Raw genomic sequence first — 19,471 nt, 5'->3', positions numbered from 1 at the left:
GCCTGCCGTTTAATTCTGAGTAACAAGGAACAATTTCAAAAAACAGCTTCTCATAGTTTATGACTGACTATTGTGAATTGTGAGTCAGAGTTGGCAAGAGAACACCGTTTAAGAAAGAGATTGTAAAATCAGCATTTTATTCTGAGTATTAGAGAAAAAAACAGGAAAATCAGCTTCTCATATTTTCCCGCTTTTTGATCTAGTACCGAAGACTAACTGATTGAATACCGCTTGCTCGAAAAAGGGGAATGTGACACAATTTTTGTCATACTCCCTTTTTCATTTCCCTTAAGCAAGGGTCAGCTATTCAATCAGAAAACATTATGTTATGATAGCAAAGAAATGTATTAAGAAAACCTTTCACTATAGAGGGAGAAAAAAATGAACGATTTATTAGCAACTATATTTACAGGTATTATTATTGATGAAAATGAAAAAAACTACTTTGTCCAAAAAAACGGACAAACCTTTGGCTTAAGCAAATCAGAAGGTGAACACAAAATCGGTGAAGCAGTTGAAGGATTCGGTTACCAAAATCAAAAACATGAAAATCGGATCACTACACAAATTCCTAAAAGCCGTATCGGTCATTACGCTTTTGGAATCGTTACTGCTACACGAAAAGATTTAGGTGCGTTTGTCGATATCGGTCTTCCAGATAAAGACTTTGTCGTATCTCTTGATGAATTGCCGACAATGACAGAGCTATGGCCTAAAAAAGGGGATCGCTTGATGATTTCCCTTAGAGTTGATGCAAAAGACCGTATTTGGGGCAGTTTAGCAGATGAAAAAATATTCAAATCTTTAAGCAAATATGGAACAGAAGAAATGAAAAACAAAGATGTGATAGGAACAGCATACCGCTTGAAATTAACAGGTACGTACGTTTTAACGGAAGATTTCTATCTTGGGTTTATCCATCCTTCTGAACGATATAATGAACCTCGTCTAGGCGAGCAGATAAAAGGTCGAGTGATTGGTGTCCGACCAGACGGTGTACTGAATCTTTCATTGAAGCCAAGAGCATATGAAGCTATATCAGATGATGCACAAATGATTTTAACCATTTTAGAACGTTCTGCAGATCAGCAAATCAACTTTACAGATAAATCGGATCCAGAAGAAATCATGAAAGCTTTTGGTATCAGCAAAGGAGCATTTAAGCGCGCATTAGGTAATCTTTTGAAACAAGGATTGATTACACAAGAAAACGGTGTGACAAAACTAGTCAAAAAATCTAATTGAGAATCCCTTGCATGTTTTTCTTAACTAGCTTATAATAATTTTAATTAACATAGTGTTATATCTTTTTTTATTTGTAATTATTATAAATTGTTGGGGTTGAGTAAATGGTCATGAATGCTATTTCGGCGATGAAAAAAACAAAACAGCAGCTACATGAAGCGGGGTTTAAGCTGACACCGCAAAGAGAAGCCACTCTGCTTGTGCTTTTGGAAAATGAGAAAGAGCATTTATCTGCAGAAGAAATCTTCTTTTTAGTGAAAAAAAAGAGTCCGGAAATTGGACTTGCTACTGTTTATCGAACCCTTGAAATCTTGACAGAATTGAAAATTGTCGATAAAGTAAGTTTTAATGATGGATTAGCCCGTTATGATTTGAGAAAAGAAGGCGCCAAACATTTCCATCATCATTTACTATGCTTGAACTGCGGCACGATCGAGGAAGTAGAAGAGGATCTTTTACTTGAAGTGGAGCAAGTAGTAGAAGAACGTTATCATTTTTTAGTAAAAGATCATCGGCTGACGTTCCATGGAATCTGTCAGGAATGTTATGAAAAAGAAAAAAGAAACCAGTCCGTCTGAGTGTCTAGACGGCTTTTTCTTTGCTCAGATTATGGAAAAAGACTATCAGAATGAAGCGGTATCTGATATGATAGAGAGGCATGAGGGGGATTATTATGAAAGAGCAAATCAACGATTATCTCCACTACTTGAATATTGAACGGGGATTGTCCGCCAATACACGACAAAGCTATGAACGTGATTTGGAACAGTACTTGCATTTTCTACAGGAGCAGAAAATTGCTTCATGGCAGGATGTCGATCGCTTTTTAGTCATCCGTTTTCTGGAGAAGTTGCATGAAGAAAAAAAAGCGACAGCAACTGTTACTCGGATGATCTCAAGTCTCAGAAGATTCCATCAGTTTTTACGGCAAGAGCGTATCACTGATCATGATCCGATGCAACATATCGATACGCCGAAGAAAGCACAGAAATTACCAAGTACATTGACTCTGACAGAAGTAGAAAAGCTGATTGAAGCACCTGATACGTCAAAAACGTTAGGGATAAGAGATCGTGCAATCTTGGAAGTCATGTATGCTACTGGGATGCGCGTCAGTGAATTGATTGGATTGAAATTGGGAGATCTTCATCTTTCTCTTGGACTGGTACAGACAGTTGGAAAAGGAGATAAAGAGCGGATCATTCCTTTAGGTGATTATGCGATCCAATGGCTGGAACGCTACTTAGACGAAGCACGTCCATTACTTGTAAAGGACGCATCTGAAATGCATGTATTTGTCAATAATCATGGGAAAGGTCTTTCTCGGCAAGGAATCTGGAAAAATCTGAAGCAGCTAGTACGAGAGGCTGGGATTTACAAAGAAGTAACACCACATACGCTGCGGCATAGCTTTGCCACACATCTGCTAGAAAATGGAGCTGATTTGCGGACAGTACAGGAATTGTTAGGTCACGCGGATATCTCTACGACTCAGATTTATACACATATCACGAAGAAAAGAATGACGGATGTTTATAAGCAGCATTTTCCAAGGGCTTAGTCATAGGAAGGTGAGAAGATGTTAACACATTACCGGAAAGAAAACCGTAAAATTGCTATGGGACTATTGAGTTTCCATAAGAAACTGACAGGTAAAACTTCTTTGTTGAAGGAGATTGATACGTACGAATCTGAAGACGATTATGAACTTTTTTTCTTTACGCCAGAAGGTTCAACCAACATTCAAGGGATTATTGGTGTTTACTGGGCAACGAACGATCAGCTGATCATCCATGACATTTCTTTGAATCCGTCTTATCGCGGTGAGAATATGGGCTTTCAAATGTTAGATGAATTACAGGAAAAGTACCCGGATGTCTCCATCCGTGCAACTGAAATCACAGAGCCTTACATTGGAAAATGGCTAGCAAAGAAAAAGAAGAAAGAGTGAATGAGTTGACGGAGATCAATATTAAATTAGATGTATTCGAGGGTCCTCTCGATCTGCTGCTTCATCTGATTCAGCAAATGGAAATCGATATATATGATATACCGATCGCTACGATCACGGAGCAATATATGAATTATATCCATACAATGAAAACACTAGAGCTAGCTGTTGCAGGAGAATACTTAGTGATGGCTGCTACATTGATGGCAATCAAAAGCAAGACATTGCTTCCTGTCCAAGAATTCGTCACAGATGATGAAGAATTATGGGAAGAAGATCCTCGAGAAGAATTGGTCACTCAGCTTTTAGAATACCGTAAATATAAATATGCAGCTGAAAGACTGACAGAAAAAGCAGAGGAACGAAGTCTTTATTACACAAAAGAACCTATGAACATCGATGGGTTAGCGGATGCTGAAAAGCCGTTGAAGCGAGGACAAGTCAAAAAAATCGATTTGATCCGTGCCATGCAGAAAATCTTAGAACGTAAGAAATTTTCTCAAAAAGTGGAAAAAACGATCACGCCCGATGACACAACGATCGAAGAACGAATGGTATTTATCGAAGAGCGTATAAAAAGAAATGCGCATGGCTGTACTTTCGATTCTTTTTTTGAGTCACCTTCTAAAAGTGAAGTTGTCACTACTTTTATGGCTTTGCTAGAATTGATGAAAAAAGGGCAGATCATTGCGCAACAAAAAGAAAACTATGAATCAATTATGCTTTATCCAGCAGTAGGAGATACCGAACATGACGAAATTAAGTGAACTTGAAGCCCTTCTTTTTATTGTTGGCGAGGAAGGGATCAGTAATGAAGAATTAAGCGGACTGTTAAATCTCAGCGAAGCAGAAGTCACAAGTTTAGTGAAAGAATTAAAAGAATCTTACACTCAAAACTCGCACTCAGCTTTGCATATTTTTGAAACGGAAAGCCATTATGTATTAACGACTAAAAAAGAGCTGGCTCCCTTACTTAAGCGATATGCGCAAGGGACATCAAATACATTATCTCAAGCCGCTGTCGAAACCTTAGCAATCATCGCTTATAAACAGCCAATCACAAGAGCTGAAATCGAGCAGATTCGAGGAGTTCAGGTTTCAGGAGCGGTACAGCGTCTAGCTGCCCATAAACTGATTGAAGAAAAAGGTAGAGTAGAAGGGCCAGGTCGGCCGATATTATATGGAACAACTGGCTACTTCTTAGATTATTTTGGTTTGAAATCATTAGAAGAACTGCCTGATACACAAGAAATGGAAATTTCACTTGAAGAAGACGTGTCACCAGATCTATTCTTTGATGGAATGAATAAAGGAGAATAATTGTAATGGAGAGATTGCAGAAAGTAATTGCCCACGCTGGCATCACTTCTCGTCGAAAAGCAGAAGAATTCATCCTTGCAGGACGTGTAAAAGTAAACGGACAAGTTGTAAGGGAATTAGGGATAAAAGTTGGGAAACATGACACTGTGGAAGTGGATGAAGTCCCAATTTATCAAGAAGAATACGGTTATTATTTATTGTACAAACCTAAAGGAGTTATTTCTGCTGTTGCAGATGACAAAGGAAGAAAAGTTGTTACGGATCTTTTGCCGATGGTAAAAGAACGTATCTATCCTGTAGGTCGACTGGATTACGATACTTCGGGGATCTTGCTACTGACAAATGATGGAGATTTTGCTCAGCGCCTGACACATCCAAAACATGAAGTGGATAAAGTTTACGTTGCAAAGGTAAAAGGGATCGCTACAAAATCGATGCTTGCACCTTTGACAAAAGGAATAAAGATCGAAGGACGAAAAACATCTCCAGCTAAATTCCAAATTTTATCAGTGGATCCTAAGACAAACCACAGTATCGTGGAATTGACGATCCACGAAGGACGTAATCATCAAGTGAAAAATATGCTTCAAGCAGTTGGTCTTCCTGTGCAAAAACTAAAACGTGAAAAATACGGAGATCTGACTTTACAAGGCCTACGTCCTGGGGATTACCGTGAACTGAACAAAAAAGAAGTCAGCAGTTTGCTGAACCACTCAAAATGAACACTTACTTTTTATAAGTGTTAGATGTTGCGTTTTTTGAATAGATATGTATAATGAATATGTAAACAAAAATTATATAAGGTTCGTCTTCAGGGGCAGGGTGAAATTCCCGACCGGTGGTTATAGTCCACGACCTATTTTGCAAAAAATAGCTGAATCGGTGAAATTCCGATACCGACAGTATAGTCTGGATAAAGAAGATAGAGCTTATTTGACGACGCTTGATCAAATAACTCTAACTCTATTTTCCCTGGAAAATAGAGTTTTTTCATTTGGAGAGAAACGTCAAAAAGTTCGCTGAAGAGGAGTCCTAACAGGAGGATTTCAAATGAAGAACACCCGTGTACAGAAAATGGTTGCAGTAGCGATGTTTGCTGCGATCGCGTTAGTTTTACAGTATTTTGCTTTTCCGATCATGCCGGCTTTTAGTTTTTTGAAGATCGATTTTAGTGATATCCCGGTATTGATCAGCATGTTCTTATTCGGTCCAGCGGCCGGAGTTGCAACAGCGTTCTTGCGTTCAGTATTACATCTGCTGACTACAGGTTTTTCTCCGGATAATTTGGTAGGAGACACTGCTAGTTTCTTATCAACAACGATCTTTACATTCCCGATTTATTATTTCTTTAGTGTAAAGAAACAGCATAAAGGAAGAAACAAATTTTTAGGTGTCATTACAGGAACCATCGCTCTAACTATTTTTATGAGTATCGCAAATTATTTCGTTATTACGCCTCTTTACTTAATGTTTTTAGGACTGAACGCAACACAGATGCTAGGCATGTCTTTAGCAAACTATGTACTGATTGGGATCGTTCCTTTCAACTTGATCAAAGGATTCATCGTGAGCGCTGTCTTTTTAGTGCTGCATGCGCAACTTCTTCCATGGTTAAGTCGAAAACAACATCAGTTCGAACAACGTCATACAGCAGTCAAATAAATATCAAAAAGATCAAGAAATTTCTTGGTCTTTTTTTTTGGAAAAAAATACAAGACATGCAATAATGTAAACGTTTTATTTGTTTGTTTTGAGTATTTTTTTGATTTATGCATAAAAATCAATCAATTCTTTACAAATGTGAAATTCTTCTCCTTTTAAAAGACGAAAATGTTTGTTTATAAAAAAAAGGAAACGCTACAATGAAAAAGAAGAAAGCTTTAAAAACCTGAAAAAAGAGGAGGGAATAGGGAAAAACGAACTTTTTGAACAAAAGTTTTACAAAATGCGTGTTATTATTTTTGTTCTGATACTCTTTTTGATAAAATAACATTAGAGCCAAAATTGTTGTCTCTAACGGAAAAGAAAGGAAGAAGAAGATGGAACAAACAAAAAAGAAAAAATTTCAAATGCCTTCAGCGTATACGGTCTTATTTATTATTATTGCAGTAATCGCTGTACTTACTTGGTTTATACCAGCTGGGCACTATAGTGTAGACGATGCAGGCAACATCGTCGCTGGATCATATGAACGAGTACAACAAAATCCTCAAGGGCTGTGGGATATTTTCATGGCGCCAATCAATGGGATGTTAGGTGTACCAGCGGGGGAGCTAACTAAAGAAACACCTGCTGCAATCCCAATCTCTTTCTTCATTTTGGTTGTTGGTGGATTTTTAGGTATTATCAACAAAACAGGGGCACTAGATGCCGGGATTGCTTCAGTTGTGAAGAAATTCAAAGGAAAAGAAAAAATGCTTATTCCAGTATTGATGCTGTTATTTGCATTAGGCGGCTCTACTTACGGAATGGCAGAAGAAACGATTCCATTCTATGCTTTACTGATCCCAGTTATGATGGCTGTAGGCTTTGATACAGTAGTAGCAGTAGCAATCGTATTAGTAGGGTCTCAAGTAGGCTGTCTAGCTTCAACGGTAAATCCTTTTGCAACAGGCGTAGCTTCACAAGCTGTTGGGATTTCGATGGGTGAAGGTATTGGTCTTCGATTCTTGATGTTCGTTATTTTGTTAGCTATTTCTATTGTATATGTGTATCGTTATGCATCAAAGATCGAAAAAGATCCAACAAAATCATTAGTATACAACCAACGTAAAGAAGATATGAAGCATTTCGATATTGAAGCAATCGGTCGTCAAGAAGTAATCACGAAAAAACAAAAACATGTTAATGTATTGTTCTTTATTACTTTTGGTATCATGATCATCAGTTTGATTCCTTGGACAACCTTGAATGCGAATTTCACGATTTTTGAATCATTGACAAACTGGTTAACAAACCTTCCGGTACTAGGTACTGTTCTAGGTAAAAGCATGCTTCCATTAGGTGACTGGTACTTCCCAGAAATTACTATGTTATTCTTAGTAATGTCCATCGTAGTAGCAATCACTTATGGCATGAAAGAGTCTGAATTTGTCTCTGAATTTTTAGCTGGTGCTTCTGATTTGATCGGTGTAGCAATCGTAGTAGCTGTTGCTCGTGGTATCCAAGTGGTTATGAACAATGGATTAATCACAGACACCATCTTACATTGGGGCGAACAAGGATTAAGTTCATTATCTTCAAGTGTATTCATCATTATTACATTTATTTTCTATATCCCTATGTCATTCTTGATTCCTTCAACTTCCGGCTTAGCTGCTGCAACAATGGGAATCATGGGACCTATGGGTGAATTTGCCGGCGTCGGTAAGGATTTAGTAATCACTGCTTATCAATCTGCATCTGGTTTAGTAAACTTAATTACACCAACATCTGCTATCGTAATGGGTGCTGTAGCAATTGCTCGTTTCGATGTTTCAGTGTGGTGGAAATTTACCGGTAAATTAATTGCGATATTATTTGTAGCCATCTGTGTGATCCTAGGTGTAGCAGCAATGTTCTAAACCTAGACAAATACAGGTACAAGGTCTATCATAAGAATGAAGAAACCGATAAACGGCTATCGATAAGCACGTGGACAAGTCAATAGCTCCATTCAGTGAGTGTTTTTTCTTTCATCATTTGTTAAGAACATTCTGCTTGCTGATGGAGCAGGCTTAAAACGTCATTATTTGAGAAGAAGAGGTTGTGTCGGAGGAATTTGACATGACCCTTTTTAACATATTAGGAGGATAATATCATGAAAAAATTTGTGACAGAACAACATCATGAACAAGCATTAGAATCATTGAGCGAATTGATCCGAATTCCTTCCGTACTAGATGAAGCAGATTCAGGACAAGGACATCCCTTCGGTAAAAAAGTGATTGAAGCTTTGGATAAAGTATTGGAAATCAGTGAAAAGCTAGGATTTAGAACATTTAAAGATCCAGAAGGCTATTACGGTTATTCAGAGATTGGCTCTGGAGATGAATTATTCGGTATCTTGTGTCATATGGACGTTGTTCCAGCAGGGGACGAAAATAATTGGGAAACAAAACCATTCGATCCAATTATAAAAGACGGCTGGTTAGTTGGTCGCGGATCCCAAGATGACAAAGGTCCTTCTATTGCGGCAATGTATGCCGTCAAAGCTTTGATTGATGCTGGCGTGGAATTCAAGACACGTATTCGTTTTATCTTTGGTACAGATGAAGAAAATTTATGGCGTTGTTTAGAAAAATATAACGAAAAAGAAGAAGGAATTACGCAAGGATTTGCGCCAGATGCTGAATTTCCTTTAATTTATGCAGAAAAAGGCTTATTGCAAGCTTACTTGACAGGACCAGGAACGAACGAGTTTTCTGTAAAAGCTGGAGGAGCGTTGAATGTTGTTCCTGATGCAGCTCCTTACTCTGGAGAAAAGCTTTCTGAAGTAAAAGAAGCATTGAAAAAACACGAATTCGATTTCGAAGAACAAGGTGAAGGCATCGTCGTTCTTGGTAAAAGTATCCACGCGAAAGATGCAGCGCAAGGAGTGAATGCTATTTCTCGTCTGGCAATTGCTCTTTCAGAAGTATTCGATTTTGGCCCAATCAATTTCTTAGGAAAATTAGTTCAAGAAAATGCAACTGGTGAAGCTGTCGTGGGCAAAACAGAAGATGAACAATCCGGCGAGCTAACGATGAACTTTGCAAGTTTGGAAATCACACCAGAACAAACAAAAATCGGTGTAGATATGAGAATCCCTGTTACATTCAAGAAAGATGATTTAGTAGCTAAATTAACTAAAACAGCAGAAAAATATGGGTTGACTTATGAAGAATTTGACTTCCTTGATTCATTATACGTGCCACTAGACAGTGAGTTAGTGAAAAATCTATTGGGGACATATCGCGATATTACTGGAGACATGACTGAACCGTTTGTATCAGGCGGCGCTACTTTTGCTCGTACGATGAACCAGTGTGTGGCATTCGGTGCGATGTTCCCTGATACTCCTGACTTTATGCACCAGGCGAATGAACGATGGGAATTAAGTAGTATGTATAAAGCAATGGAAATTTATGCAGAAGCTGTGTATCGTTTATGTGCTAAATAAAAATAAACATACAAAAAGGGCGGATATTCAAATGGATATTCCGTCTTTTTTTATTTGATGCTGGAAAGTTTGCATTTCTCTCTTATTTTTTTTAAGGTATAATCATACTTGATTAAGAAAAAGGGGTCACTCAGATAGAAAAGGTGGGAGAAAGTGAAAATATTTAGACGAATACTAATTGGCTTAGTCATCATTTTAGGATTACTCGGTGGAGCCGGTTATTACTATATACAGCAAAATACGTACGAACCATCGTCAGAAGCGCAAGTGTTGGTAAAAGAAGGAAAAAACAAAGAAGATTACTTATTTTTTGAAGGAGAGAAAAAGAATCATGGAAAGTCTCCATTACTTATTTTTTATCCTGGTGCTCTCGTAGAGCCAGAAAGTTATAGTATTTGGGCGCAAGATTTAGCAAAAAACGGCTTTTCAGTCGCTATTGTCAAAATGCCACTTGATCTAGCAGTGATGGGCGGAAACAAAGCGGATAAGGTCAAAGAAGATTTTCCAAATTCCGATTATGTGATCGGTGGCCATTCATTAGGTGGCGTAATGGCAAGTCGTTATGTCAATAAGAATCATTCAGACAAACATTTAAAAGGGGTATTCTTCATGGCAAGTTATCCCGACAAAAAAGGAACATTGACAGAATCAGCTGTCCCTGTTTTATCGATCACGGCGACAAAAGATAAAGTATTGAATCAGGAAGCTTATCAAGAAGCTAAGCAGTATTTACCGGAAAGAACAGAGTATGTATCAATCAATGGCGGAAATCATGGAGGTTTTGGCAGCTATGGTGAGCAAAAAGGAGATGGAGAGGCAGAAATTTCTAACGCAGACCAGCAAACTGTGATCGTCAATACATTGGAAAACTGGCTGAAAAAGTTGAAATAATATAAATGGGTCCTATAGGGTCCGTGAAAAAACTAGTCAATTAACTATAGATAGCAAATGAATCTTTCAAAATAAGTCGGGATTTCACGGAACAAGAGAAACAGATCCCGGCTTATTTTCAAGTTTAGAGAACTTAGTGTACGTTTTTAAAGTTTCGTTTATATTTATATTTTATTTTCTAATAAAATCGCTCGAACTGGACATTTTTGATACGCTTTTTTTACATATGTTTCTTCTTCCGGCATCACGAACTGTTGATGAGCCTCTGGTTCTTGGGCAAATAAAACGATTCCTTCTTCATCATAATCGAAAATATCTGGCGCTTCGATTTGACAAAGACCGCATGCAATACAGCGTTCAGGTACAAGTTTACATAGTAGTGACATTTCTAACCATCCTAACTTAAGGAGAATAATATGATTGTTTTTATTTTATCGCTATTTTCATCAGGACACAAGCTGCGGATTAGTTCTCTTTACCAACTCCTTGTGGGAAAACGAACGACTTCAGTACTTATTTATGGATTTACCCACGAACTTTTGTTTATCCATAACAGTTTTCCAGAATTGAAGCAGGATAAGTTTTATCAAATTTTGCAAAAAATTGCGCAGCAAGGTTGGATCGAAATAAATGAAAATGAAGCAAAGCTAACGCCTGCAGGGGCTGATATGTTGTCCGAACATCAAATAGAACATACTGGTTTGCGTTTTGACCGCTATGGCAGAACAGGGGAAACTAGTTGGCGGCTCATTAAATTTGCTGTTCAAGTAATTTCTAATCTGGCAACGGGTATTCAAGACTATCTTCCAGCAGAGACAAGTCCTTTTTATACTTTCCAACTAAAAAAATGGCTTAGTGAAAGCCAATTGCCACGTGAAATTTTGATTGATACTGCGTATGAGAGTTTGGTGCAGCTGTTTTCGGAGATACCAGAAGAAGCAGCAGATTTTTTAGCTAACCAATTATCTGGAAATGAGCGAATAGGGCTGCTTCCTTATCAGCTGGCAAAAAACGATGATGAGTCAGCGGTTTATCTGCAACAAAGCAGATGTATCCACCTTTTGTTAGCACAAATCGAAAAACGGCCAGATTCGCTTTGGCACACTTTGATCGATTCATTATTACAGCAAAATTTCAATCAAAGCATGATGATCACCAAGCAGATGTTTATGAATGGTCAGACAATTGACCAGATCATGGCAATCCGTCATTTAAAAAGAGGAACAGTAACAGATCATCTTATTGAGTGGGCCTTGTTTTTTGATGATTTTCCATACGAGCGGATTCTCTCTGCAGAAACAATCGAACGTTTGGAACCAAATAAGGATTCCGTGCGAGAGTGGCGCTTTAGCGAATGGAATGTAGATGGACAATTAGATTATGGAGAATTTCGTTTGTATCAAATCTATCTATTGAGAAAGGAAGCGATACAGAATGTTAATAAATGAATTAAAAAAATATTTTGGATTTGATTCATTTCGTCCCGGCCAAGAAGAAATTATTCAGGCGTTGCTTGATGGAGAAGATACTCTCGCTATTTTGCCTACAGGAACGGGAAAAAGCCTTTGCTATCAATTGACGGGGTATTTAATGGAAGGTCTGGTCATCATCGTGTCACCGCTGCTTTCTCTAATGGAAGATCAAGTGACGCAATTACAAAAACGAGGGGAGAAACGAGTAACTGCTTTCAATAGTTTACTTTCGCAATCTGAAAGAAGATACGTCCTCCGTCATCTATCGCAATATAAATTTTTGTTTTTGAGTCCCGAAATGTTGACTAATCCTTCTCTTTTAGAGCATCTGAAAAAACAAAATATTGCGTTATATGTAGTAGATGAGGCTCATTGCGTGTCTCAATGGGGAGTTGATTTCCGTCCAGAATATCAACAGTTAGGAAAAATCCGAAAGCTTTTAGGAAACCCGGTCACACTGGCACTAACGGCGACAGCAACAGATTTAGTAGCAAGAGATATACGTCATGTACTATTTGATCGACCACCAAAAGAGATCAGACAATCAGTCAATCGGCAAAATATCTCGCTTTTTGTTCGGAAAACGCAGCAAAAAGAACAAGAACTTGAACACTTCATGGAAAGAGCACAAGGAGCGGCAATCATTTATTGTGCAACAAAAAAAGAAGTCGAACGATTGTATCATTTATTCAGGGAACGTTTTACAGTTGGATACTATCACGGTGGTCTTGATGCAGCTCAAAGAAGACAACTTCAACAGCAGTTTGTAAAAAATCAGCTGCAGTTTCTCATTGCTACGAATGCATTTGGTATGGGGATCGATAAATCTGATATCCGTTATGTGGTCCATTATGATTTGCCAGACAGTCTAGAAAACTATGTACAAGAAATCGGTCGAGCAGGCAGAGATCAGGAAGAAAGTGCAGCAATTCTTTTTTATCAAAGTGGGGATGAACGTATCCATTATTTCTTTAATCAACTTTCTAGAGAACAGCGACAAAGTTTTGAGCTTTATTTGGAATATGCCACAGAGCAAGCTCCCTTTGATGAGCTGCAAAAAAAATGGATGGAGCTGATCCAGCAGTCTGAAAAACCAGAAAATTGGGTGGAACGGCTCAAACGTCAGGAAAAAGAAAAAGAATTCCGCCTGCAGCAGATGCTTCGCTATATTAATGAAGAAAACTGCCGCAGAAAATTCATCTTAGCTTATTTTGGCGAAAAACTCTCCGAAAAGCCGCAGAATTGTTGTGATATTGATGGAGCAAAAGCAGAACTTCTGCCAAAGAGGAAGCTTTTTTCTAAGACTGAACAACTTCATTGGGAAACGATTTTACTAAATTTATTTAAAAAAAACATGGAACATTGATTTTTTAGGACAAGACACTTTTTCCTATGGTATAATACACACGATAGAGTTTAGGAGGTAAAACAGTGAGCAGAAAAGATAGACATCAATCTACAGAAAATAACGAAACACAAGAACCATGGGAACAACCAATCTACGATACAGATGATGAAGTTTCATCAAGAAGTTCTCAGAGACAACAAAAGAAAGGAAATACATTATTTCTTTCGCTATTTTTGATTTTACTGGTCTTATGTATCGCTATTCCAGCAGGTGCTTATTTCTGGATCAGAAATGGATCAAGCAACAATGCAACAGCAGCAACTTCTTCTGAAACTTCGACATCAGTAGTTGAAAGTTCTACAAGTACAACAAAAGAGGAGTCAACTGAGACTTCAACAGTAGAATCTAGTACAATCGCGGAAGAATCTACTGTGTCTCAAGATACAGGTGTAACGTCAGAAAGCAGTATTGCAGCAGAGACAACACCGACTTCCTCAAGTGAGGCAACTTATCAAGCAGGGGATTCAAGCAGCAATGCAGCAGAAACAACACCTTCTTCATCAGCTGCAGCCGGTTCAACAACGACTGTTCAAGCAGGCGAAGGTCCAAAACAAGTGGCTGAGCGTGCAGGGATCACCACTGATCAATTGTTTGAATTGAATGGCTTAGATCCAAACAACTTTATGCTTTACCCTGGTCAAGAATTAAGAATTAAATAATAATAGCCGCGCTTTGCGGCTTTTTTTTTGAGAAAAAGGAGTTATATCATGACACAAATCAGTATTGCAATCGACGGGCCTGCTTCATCTGGGAAAAGTACCGTTGCCAAGATATTAGCAAAAGAATTGAATTATATTTATACAGATACCGGTGCCATGTATCGCGCAGTAACTTATTTAGCTATTACGAACAATGTATCTTTTTCAGATGAAGAAGGGCTAGTTTCGCTGATCAAAAAGTATCCTATCTCTTTTTCGCAACAAGAAGATGGACAGCATGTATTCATAGCATCAAAAGATGTGACTTTAGAAATCCGTCAACCAGATGTCACAAAAGCTGTTTCTGAAGTCTCTGCACATGGAAAAGTCAGAGAAGAATTAGTTGCTATCCAACGAAAAATAGGGGAACGCGGTGGCGTTGTCATGGACGGAAGAGACATCGGGACAGCTGTATTACCGAATGCAGAAGTGAAAATCTTTTTAGTAGCAAGCGTAAGTGAGCGTGCAGAAAGACGTTTCAAAGAGAACCAAGAAAAAGGAATTCCGACTGATCTTGAAACACTGACGAAAGAGATACAGGAAAGAGACCATTATGATTCAACAAGGGACGTCTCTCCACTGAAGCAAGCAGAGGATGCTGTTCGTATCGATACGACTGGCAAATCGATTCCAGAAGTCGTTGCAGCAATAAAAGCTGTTGTTTTGAAAAAAGGTTATCTTCTTTTTTAAATTAAGAAAAAAAATGAAAAACAATTGTTTTTTCAAGGAAAACGAACGAAATCGCTTTATTTTTTTTGAATAATCAATTAAACTAAAAACAGTACCGTACTTACGGCAGAATGTTGGTTAGGAGGACAAGTGTTATGACAGAATTTGATCAAAATCAAGAGAACAACCAGTCAATGGAAGACGCAATGAAAAGCGTACAAGAAGTAAAAGTTGGCGATGTTGTTAAGGGCGAAGTTTTAGTCATTGAAGACAAACAAGTGATTGTCGGAATCGAAGGGGCTGGAGTTGAAGGAGTCGTTCCGGCAAAAGAATTATCAACTTTGCCGGTAGAAGATATCAGCGAAGTAGTAAAAGTCGGTGATGTATTAGACTTAGTCGTTATCAGTACGATCGGCAAAGATAAAGAAAACGGCAGCTACCTACTTTCAAAACGCCGTTTAGATGCTAAAAAAGTTTGGGAAGATATCGAAAGAGATTTCCAAGAGGGCAAGGTGATCGAAGCACCTGTTACAAATGTTGTCAAAGGCGGTTTAGTCGTTGACGTCGGTGTACGTGGTTTTGTCCCTGCATCAATGGTGGAAGATCATTTTGTTGCAGACTTTTCAGACTATAAAGGCAAAACATTGAGCTTTAAAATCATCGAAATCGAACCATCAGAAAATCGTTTGATCTTATCGCATAAAGCGGTAGTGGAAAACGAAAGAGAAGAAAAGAAAAAAGAAATTCTTTCAACTATCCATGAGGGAGATGTTCTCAGTGGACGTGTTGCACGTCTTACTGATTTTGGCGCATTTGTCGACCTAGGCGGAATTGACGGTCTAGTCCATGTCTCAGAGATTTCACATAGTCATGTAGCAAAACCAAGTGATGTATTGGCTGTCAATGATGATGTAAATGTCAAAGTGTTGTCTATCAATCCTGAACAAGAACGTGTTTCCTTGTCAATCAAAGACACACAGCCTGGACCTTGGTCAGAAATCGATACAAAAGCTCCAGTTGGCACAGTATTAGACGGAACAGTTAAACGTTTGACAAGCTTCGGTGCCTTTGTTGAAGTGTTCCCTGGAGTAGAAGGGCTAGTCCATATTTCTCAAATTTCACATAAACATATTGCGACACCACATGAAGTGCTTCATGAAGGTGACGAAGTGAAAGTGAAAGTATTAGAGATCCATCCAGAAGAACATCGTATTGCATTGAGTATCAAAGCTTTAGAAGAAAAACCAGCTTCAGAAGAAGAACCAAAAAATGTTGAGTCTTATGAATTACCAGAAGAAAATACTGGATTTACTATGGGAGACATTTTAGGTGATGCGTTGAAAGAAGAAGTAGAAGAAAAAGCAACCGATGATTCTGAAAAATAATTGATTTTGTATCTGTGACTGAGATGAAAGCAGCTGCTTTTGTCTCAGTTTTTCTTTTGAAAAGCGATTAGTATTTCAATAAGGAATAAAAATACTTCGTTTAATTGACAATCTATGCTTGAAAGTTGGCAATGCATTCGTTAAACTAAGTGAGATTGGAAACTTGTGAGGAGGAAATAATATGGCAAATCCAACAATTGCAATCGTTGGCCGCCCGAACGTCGGTAAGTCTACGATTTTTAACCGCATCGCTGGTGAGCGTATCTCGATTGTCGAAGATACTCCTGGAGTAACTCGTGATCGTATTTATGCAAAAGGTGAATGGTTAGGTCGAGAATTCAGCGTGATCGACACAGGCGGAATTGATCTTGGCGATGAACCTTTTATGGATCAGATCAAGCATCAAGCAGAAATCGCGATTGAAGAAGCAGATGTAATCATTTGTGTAGTCAGCGGACGCGAAGGCGTGACAGACGCAGATGAGATGGTTGCGAAAATTTTATACAGAAGTAATAAACCAGTGATTTTAGCAGTCAATAAAGTAGATAATCCAGAAATGAGAAACGATATCTATGAATTTTATTCCTTAGGGCTAGGCGATCCTTATCCTGTTTCAGGAAGCCATGGACTAGGGATTGGTGATATTTTAGATGAAGCAGTGAAGTATTTCTCTGAAGAGACTGAAGAAGAGGACGACGACACGATTAAGTTTAGTTTGATTGGTCGCCCAAATGTTGGTAAATCCTCTTTGATCAATGCGATTTTAGGAGAAGAACGTGTAATTGTTTCGGATATTGAAGGAACGACCCGAGACGCAATCGACACCCACTTCGTTTCTGAAAGTGGTCAGAAATTCTTAATGATCGATACAGCTGGTATGCGTAAACGCGGAAAAGTATACGAAAATACTGAAAAATATAGCGTGATGCGTGCAATGCGTGCCATTGACCGTTCTGATATCGTTTTGATGGTACTGAATGCTGAAGAAGGGATTCGGGAACAAGACAAGCGAGTAGCGGGTTACGCCCATGAAGCTGGTCGTGGAATTATTATCGTCGTGAATAAATGGGATCTTGTAAAGAAAGAAACCAATACAATGCGTGATTTCGAACAAGAGATTCGTGATGAATTCCGGTATCTTGATTACGCTCCAATCGTTTTTGTTTCTGCAGTGACTAAACAACGGTTGGAACGTCTGCCTGAAATGATCGAACAAGTAAGTATGAACCAGAATCTTCGTATCTCTTCGGCTGTGTTGAATGATATCATTATGGATGCTGTAGCAATCAATCCAACACCAACAGATAAAGGAAAACGCCTGAAGATTTTTTATGCAACACAAGTCGCTGTCAAACCACCTACATTTGTCGTTTTTGTCAATGAAGAGGAATTGATGCATTTTTCTTATGAACGTTTCTTAGAAAATCAAATCAGAAAAGCATTTACTTTTGAAGGGACGTCCATCCGGATTATCCCTCGTAGAAGAAAATAGGCATTTTACCATATCGACGTTTTTTTTTCAAAAGAAAAAGACAGTTTTGTTTGTTACGTTTCTATGACTAAAAAAAGCATGTGAAAATTGGTAAAAACCTTGCTATTAAGCGGTTCATATGATATCGTGATAACAGAATATTGAAGTTAATCAATATTTCTTTTTAAACTTCTGGACCACTCAGAAAGTTTTAACTAAATGATATTTCTATCATATCTCTTGTGGAGGAGGTGAATCTATCCATGGCAAACAAAGCAGAATTAATCGAAAAAGTTGCTTCAGCTACTGATTTAACTAAAAAAGATGCAACTGCAGCAGTAGATGCTGTATTTTCAACTATTCAAGATGCTTTAGCTAACGGCGAAAAAGTTCAATTAATCGGTTTTGGTAACTTTGAAGTTCGCGAACGCGCAGCTCGCAAAGGTCGCAACCCACAAACTGGTGAAGAAATCGAAATTCCAGCTAGCAAAGTACCTGCATTCAAACCAGGTAAAGCATTAAAAGACGCTGTTAAATAAGACAGTTGAAAAAGCGCTTGTGGCTCTAGGGCTACAAGTGCTTTTCTTTTTATTTCCTAGCAGAAAAGGAATAAATAAGAGACAGAGATTTCGAATCCGTATGTCATACATAGAAAACACATGTATTTTATTTAATTTTTATTTATTTCCAAGTTATGAGGTGAGCTTTGCTCTTATCTTTTCTAGAATTTGCTTACTAATGGTAAAATAAAAATAAGAAGAGGAGGGATGCGTATGGAACTTGATTATCAAGTAGAAGATGCGTTGACGAAAGTGTTTTACGGAGAAACGCTAGTCAGCCAGCTAAGAGAACTTTCCATTGATCAGCCAATCTTATTTTTAACGAATCAGCGCTATTATGATTTGTTTGCAGATAAGATCAACCCGTTATTTGCAAATCAAGCAAACAATGACTGGTATATTTGTGCCAACACTCAATGCAATCATTTAACAGAATTAAAGAACCTGCTTGATTTCGTCAAACGCTATCCCGAAAATCAATCCATGTTTATCATCGGATTTGGAAATGAAGGGATCATGGATCTGGCAGGTTTTTTTCAAAAACATACAACCCTTGATTCATCACTATGGATGATCCCTGTATCGATCCGTTCTCTAAACCGAGCATTAACACCGCAGCGGACGATTTTGCAGCTACCAAATCGTGTAGTGCTGCAAACCATCAATCTGCCAGAACGCATCGTTTATGATCAAACGATCAGCGAGCGGCAAGTGGACGGAAAGCAGATTGACTTTTTGACTTTTATCTGTTGCGGAATGATTTGTGATCATCGTTTTTTGCAAAATCTGTATAAAAACTATCCAAATAAAAAGCAATTAACGACTCGGCCGTTTGCCGGGATGATCGAAGAAATGATCTATTTTTATCAATTAGAGGCAGAAAACCTGTCAAATTATGGTAAACTGTTTGAACAAGCTTTTTATCTGACCGAAAATGGCCATCTACTTTCTGCTAGTATGAAAAAATTTTTAGGAATGATGTTTCATTTCGTGTGGAATCTCCAAGCATATCCTTTTGATTTCCAACTAAAAAACTTTTTTGTGTGGCTGGACTTGCTTGGCTATCCAATCCACTGGCTGGAACAGATTTCAAAGATGGAGTATTTGGAAAAAGTTCTTTTTTTGGCAGAAAAAAGCAAAAAAATACTTGTTTTAGAAAAAATAGGTATAATAGACGGATACCAACGTCCAAACGAAAAAGAATTATTGAGAACAATGACGGTATTTCAACAAATCGTCAGTGAGATAAGAGGGAATTGAA

General features: G+C 38.2%; 20 protein-coding genes and 1 riboswitch. Of the genes, 19 read left to right on the top strand and 1 reads right to left on the bottom strand.

The window, feature by feature from the left end; all coding sequences use genetic code 11:
* The first annotated feature begins 381 nt into the window (after window positions 1–381).
* The 11 genes from IGL70_RS07940 to IGL70_RS07890 all read left to right on the top strand — a co-directional run bounded on the left by IGL70_RS07940 (window position 382) and on the right by IGL70_RS07890 (window position 10,547).
* Window positions 382–1,245, top strand: a complete 864-nt coding sequence (locus tag IGL70_RS07940) for a virulence factor B family protein (RefSeq protein WP_002290060.1) — start codon at window positions 382–384, stop codon at window positions 1,243–1,245.
* Window positions 1,246–1,349: 104 nt separating this feature from the next.
* Window positions 1,350–1,823 (top strand): ferric iron uptake transcriptional regulator, encoded by a 474-nt coding sequence (gene fur, locus IGL70_RS07935; protein WP_002294385.1) that lies wholly within the window; start codon window positions 1,350–1,352, stop codon window positions 1,821–1,823.
* Window positions 1,824–1,918: 95 nt separating this feature from the next.
* Window positions 1,919–2,806: a site-specific tyrosine recombinase XerD gene (gene xerD / locus IGL70_RS07930; RefSeq protein WP_104873790.1), complete on the top strand. Its 888-nt coding sequence runs from the start codon at window positions 1,919–1,921 to the stop codon at window positions 2,804–2,806.
* Window positions 2,807–2,824: 18 nt separating this feature from the next.
* Window positions 2,825–3,196, top strand: coding sequence for a GNAT family N-acetyltransferase (locus tag IGL70_RS07925; protein ID WP_002298147.1), 372 nt, complete (start codon window positions 2,825–2,827; stop codon window positions 3,194–3,196).
* Window positions 3,193–3,963: a segregation/condensation protein A gene (locus tag IGL70_RS07920; RefSeq protein ID WP_002298145.1), complete on the top strand. Its 771-nt coding sequence runs from the start codon at window positions 3,193–3,195 to the stop codon at window positions 3,961–3,963. Before IGL70_RS07925 ends, IGL70_RS07920 begins: the two co-directional genes overlap by 4 nt.
* Entirely contained in the window at window positions 3,947–4,516 is a 570-nt protein-coding gene (gene scpB, locus IGL70_RS07915; protein ID WP_002296975.1) for an SMC-Scp complex subunit ScpB, read from the top strand. The genes IGL70_RS07920 and scpB overlap by 17 nt, the downstream gene beginning before the upstream one ends.
* Before the next feature lie 5 nt (window positions 4,517–4,521).
* Complete coding sequence (locus IGL70_RS07910; protein ID WP_002294391.1) at window positions 4,522–5,238, top strand: pseudouridine synthase; 717 nt, start codon at window positions 4,522–4,524, stop codon at window positions 5,236–5,238.
* 81 nt (window positions 5,239–5,319) lie between these two features.
* A riboswitch (FMN riboswitch) is annotated at window positions 5,320–5,444 on the top strand.
* Window positions 5,445–5,566: 122 nt separating this feature from the next.
* Window positions 5,567–6,178 carry an ECF transporter S component gene (locus IGL70_RS07905; protein WP_002294393.1) on the top strand — a complete coding sequence of 204 codons (612 nt, stop codon included), beginning with the start codon at window positions 5,567–5,569 and terminating at the stop codon, window positions 6,176–6,178.
* 377 nt (window positions 6,179–6,555) lie between these two features.
* A complete protein-coding gene (locus tag IGL70_RS07900; RefSeq protein ID WP_002290168.1) occupies window positions 6,556–8,079 on the top strand; it encodes a YfcC family protein in 1,524 nt (507 codons plus the stop codon).
* Window positions 8,080–8,315: 236 nt separating this feature from the next.
* Window positions 8,316–9,656: a M20 family metallopeptidase gene (locus IGL70_RS07895; RefSeq protein ID WP_104873789.1), complete on the top strand. Its 1,341-nt coding sequence runs from the start codon at window positions 8,316–8,318 to the stop codon at window positions 9,654–9,656.
* 153 nt (window positions 9,657–9,809) lie between these two features.
* Window positions 9,810–10,547 (top strand): thioesterase, encoded by a 738-nt coding sequence (locus IGL70_RS07890; RefSeq protein ID WP_002294400.1) that lies wholly within the window; start codon window positions 9,810–9,812, stop codon window positions 10,545–10,547.
* 164 nt (window positions 10,548–10,711) lie between these two features.
* Here IGL70_RS07890 and IGL70_RS07885 read toward each other — a convergent pair whose 3' ends face one another.
* Window positions 10,712–10,933 (bottom strand): ferredoxin, encoded by a 222-nt coding sequence (locus IGL70_RS07885; protein WP_002294401.1) that lies wholly within the window; start codon window positions 10,931–10,933, stop codon window positions 10,712–10,714.
* Between the two features lie 30 nt (window positions 10,934–10,963).
* Between IGL70_RS07885 and IGL70_RS07880 the strand changes: the two genes are divergently transcribed.
* The 8 genes from IGL70_RS07880 (at window position 10,964) to IGL70_RS07845 (ending at window position 19,470) form a co-directional block, all read left to right on the top strand.
* Window positions 10,964–11,995, top strand: coding sequence for a helix-turn-helix domain-containing protein (locus IGL70_RS07880; protein ID WP_104765465.1), 1,032 nt, complete (start codon window positions 10,964–10,966; stop codon window positions 11,993–11,995).
* Window positions 11,982–13,385, top strand: coding sequence for a RecQ family ATP-dependent DNA helicase (locus IGL70_RS07875; protein WP_002339416.1), 1,404 nt, complete (start codon window positions 11,982–11,984; stop codon window positions 13,383–13,385). The genes IGL70_RS07880 and IGL70_RS07875 overlap by 14 nt, the downstream gene beginning before the upstream one ends.
* A 65-nt stretch (window positions 13,386–13,450) precedes the next feature.
* A complete protein-coding gene (locus IGL70_RS07870) occupies window positions 13,451–14,086 on the top strand; it encodes an SAG1386/EF1546 family surface-associated protein (RefSeq protein WP_002294404.1) in 636 nt (211 codons plus the stop codon).
* A 48-nt stretch (window positions 14,087–14,134) separates the two neighbouring features.
* Complete coding sequence (cmk, locus tag IGL70_RS07865) at window positions 14,135–14,815, top strand: (d)CMP kinase (RefSeq protein ID WP_002294405.1); 681 nt, start codon at window positions 14,135–14,137, stop codon at window positions 14,813–14,815.
* Window positions 14,816–14,949: 134 nt separating this feature from the next.
* Window positions 14,950–16,179 carry a 30S ribosomal protein S1 gene (gene rpsA, locus IGL70_RS07860; protein WP_002294406.1) on the top strand — a complete coding sequence of 410 codons (1,230 nt, stop codon included), beginning with the start codon at window positions 14,950–14,952 and terminating at the stop codon, window positions 16,177–16,179.
* A 181-nt stretch (window positions 16,180–16,360) separates the two neighbouring features.
* Complete coding sequence (der, locus tag IGL70_RS07855; protein WP_002296982.1) at window positions 16,361–17,671, top strand: ribosome biogenesis GTPase Der; 1,311 nt, start codon at window positions 16,361–16,363, stop codon at window positions 17,669–17,671.
* 242 nt (window positions 17,672–17,913) lie between these two features.
* A complete protein-coding gene (locus IGL70_RS07850) occupies window positions 17,914–18,189 on the top strand; it encodes an HU family DNA-binding protein (protein ID WP_002290178.1) in 276 nt (91 codons plus the stop codon).
* A 234-nt stretch (window positions 18,190–18,423) separates the two neighbouring features.
* Window positions 18,424–19,470 (top strand): hypothetical protein, encoded by a 1,047-nt coding sequence (locus IGL70_RS07845; RefSeq protein WP_104873788.1) that lies wholly within the window; start codon window positions 18,424–18,426, stop codon window positions 19,468–19,470.
* Window position 19,471 lies beyond the last annotated feature (1 nt).

Origin of the sequence: Enterococcus sp. DIV0901a (assembly GCF_051711525.1) — a bacterium.
In the GTDB taxonomy this organism is placed as follows: Bacteria; Bacillota; Bacilli; order Lactobacillales; family Enterococcaceae; genus Enterococcus_B; species Enterococcus_B faecium.
This window is presented reverse-complemented; position numbering and strand designations above follow the sequence as displayed.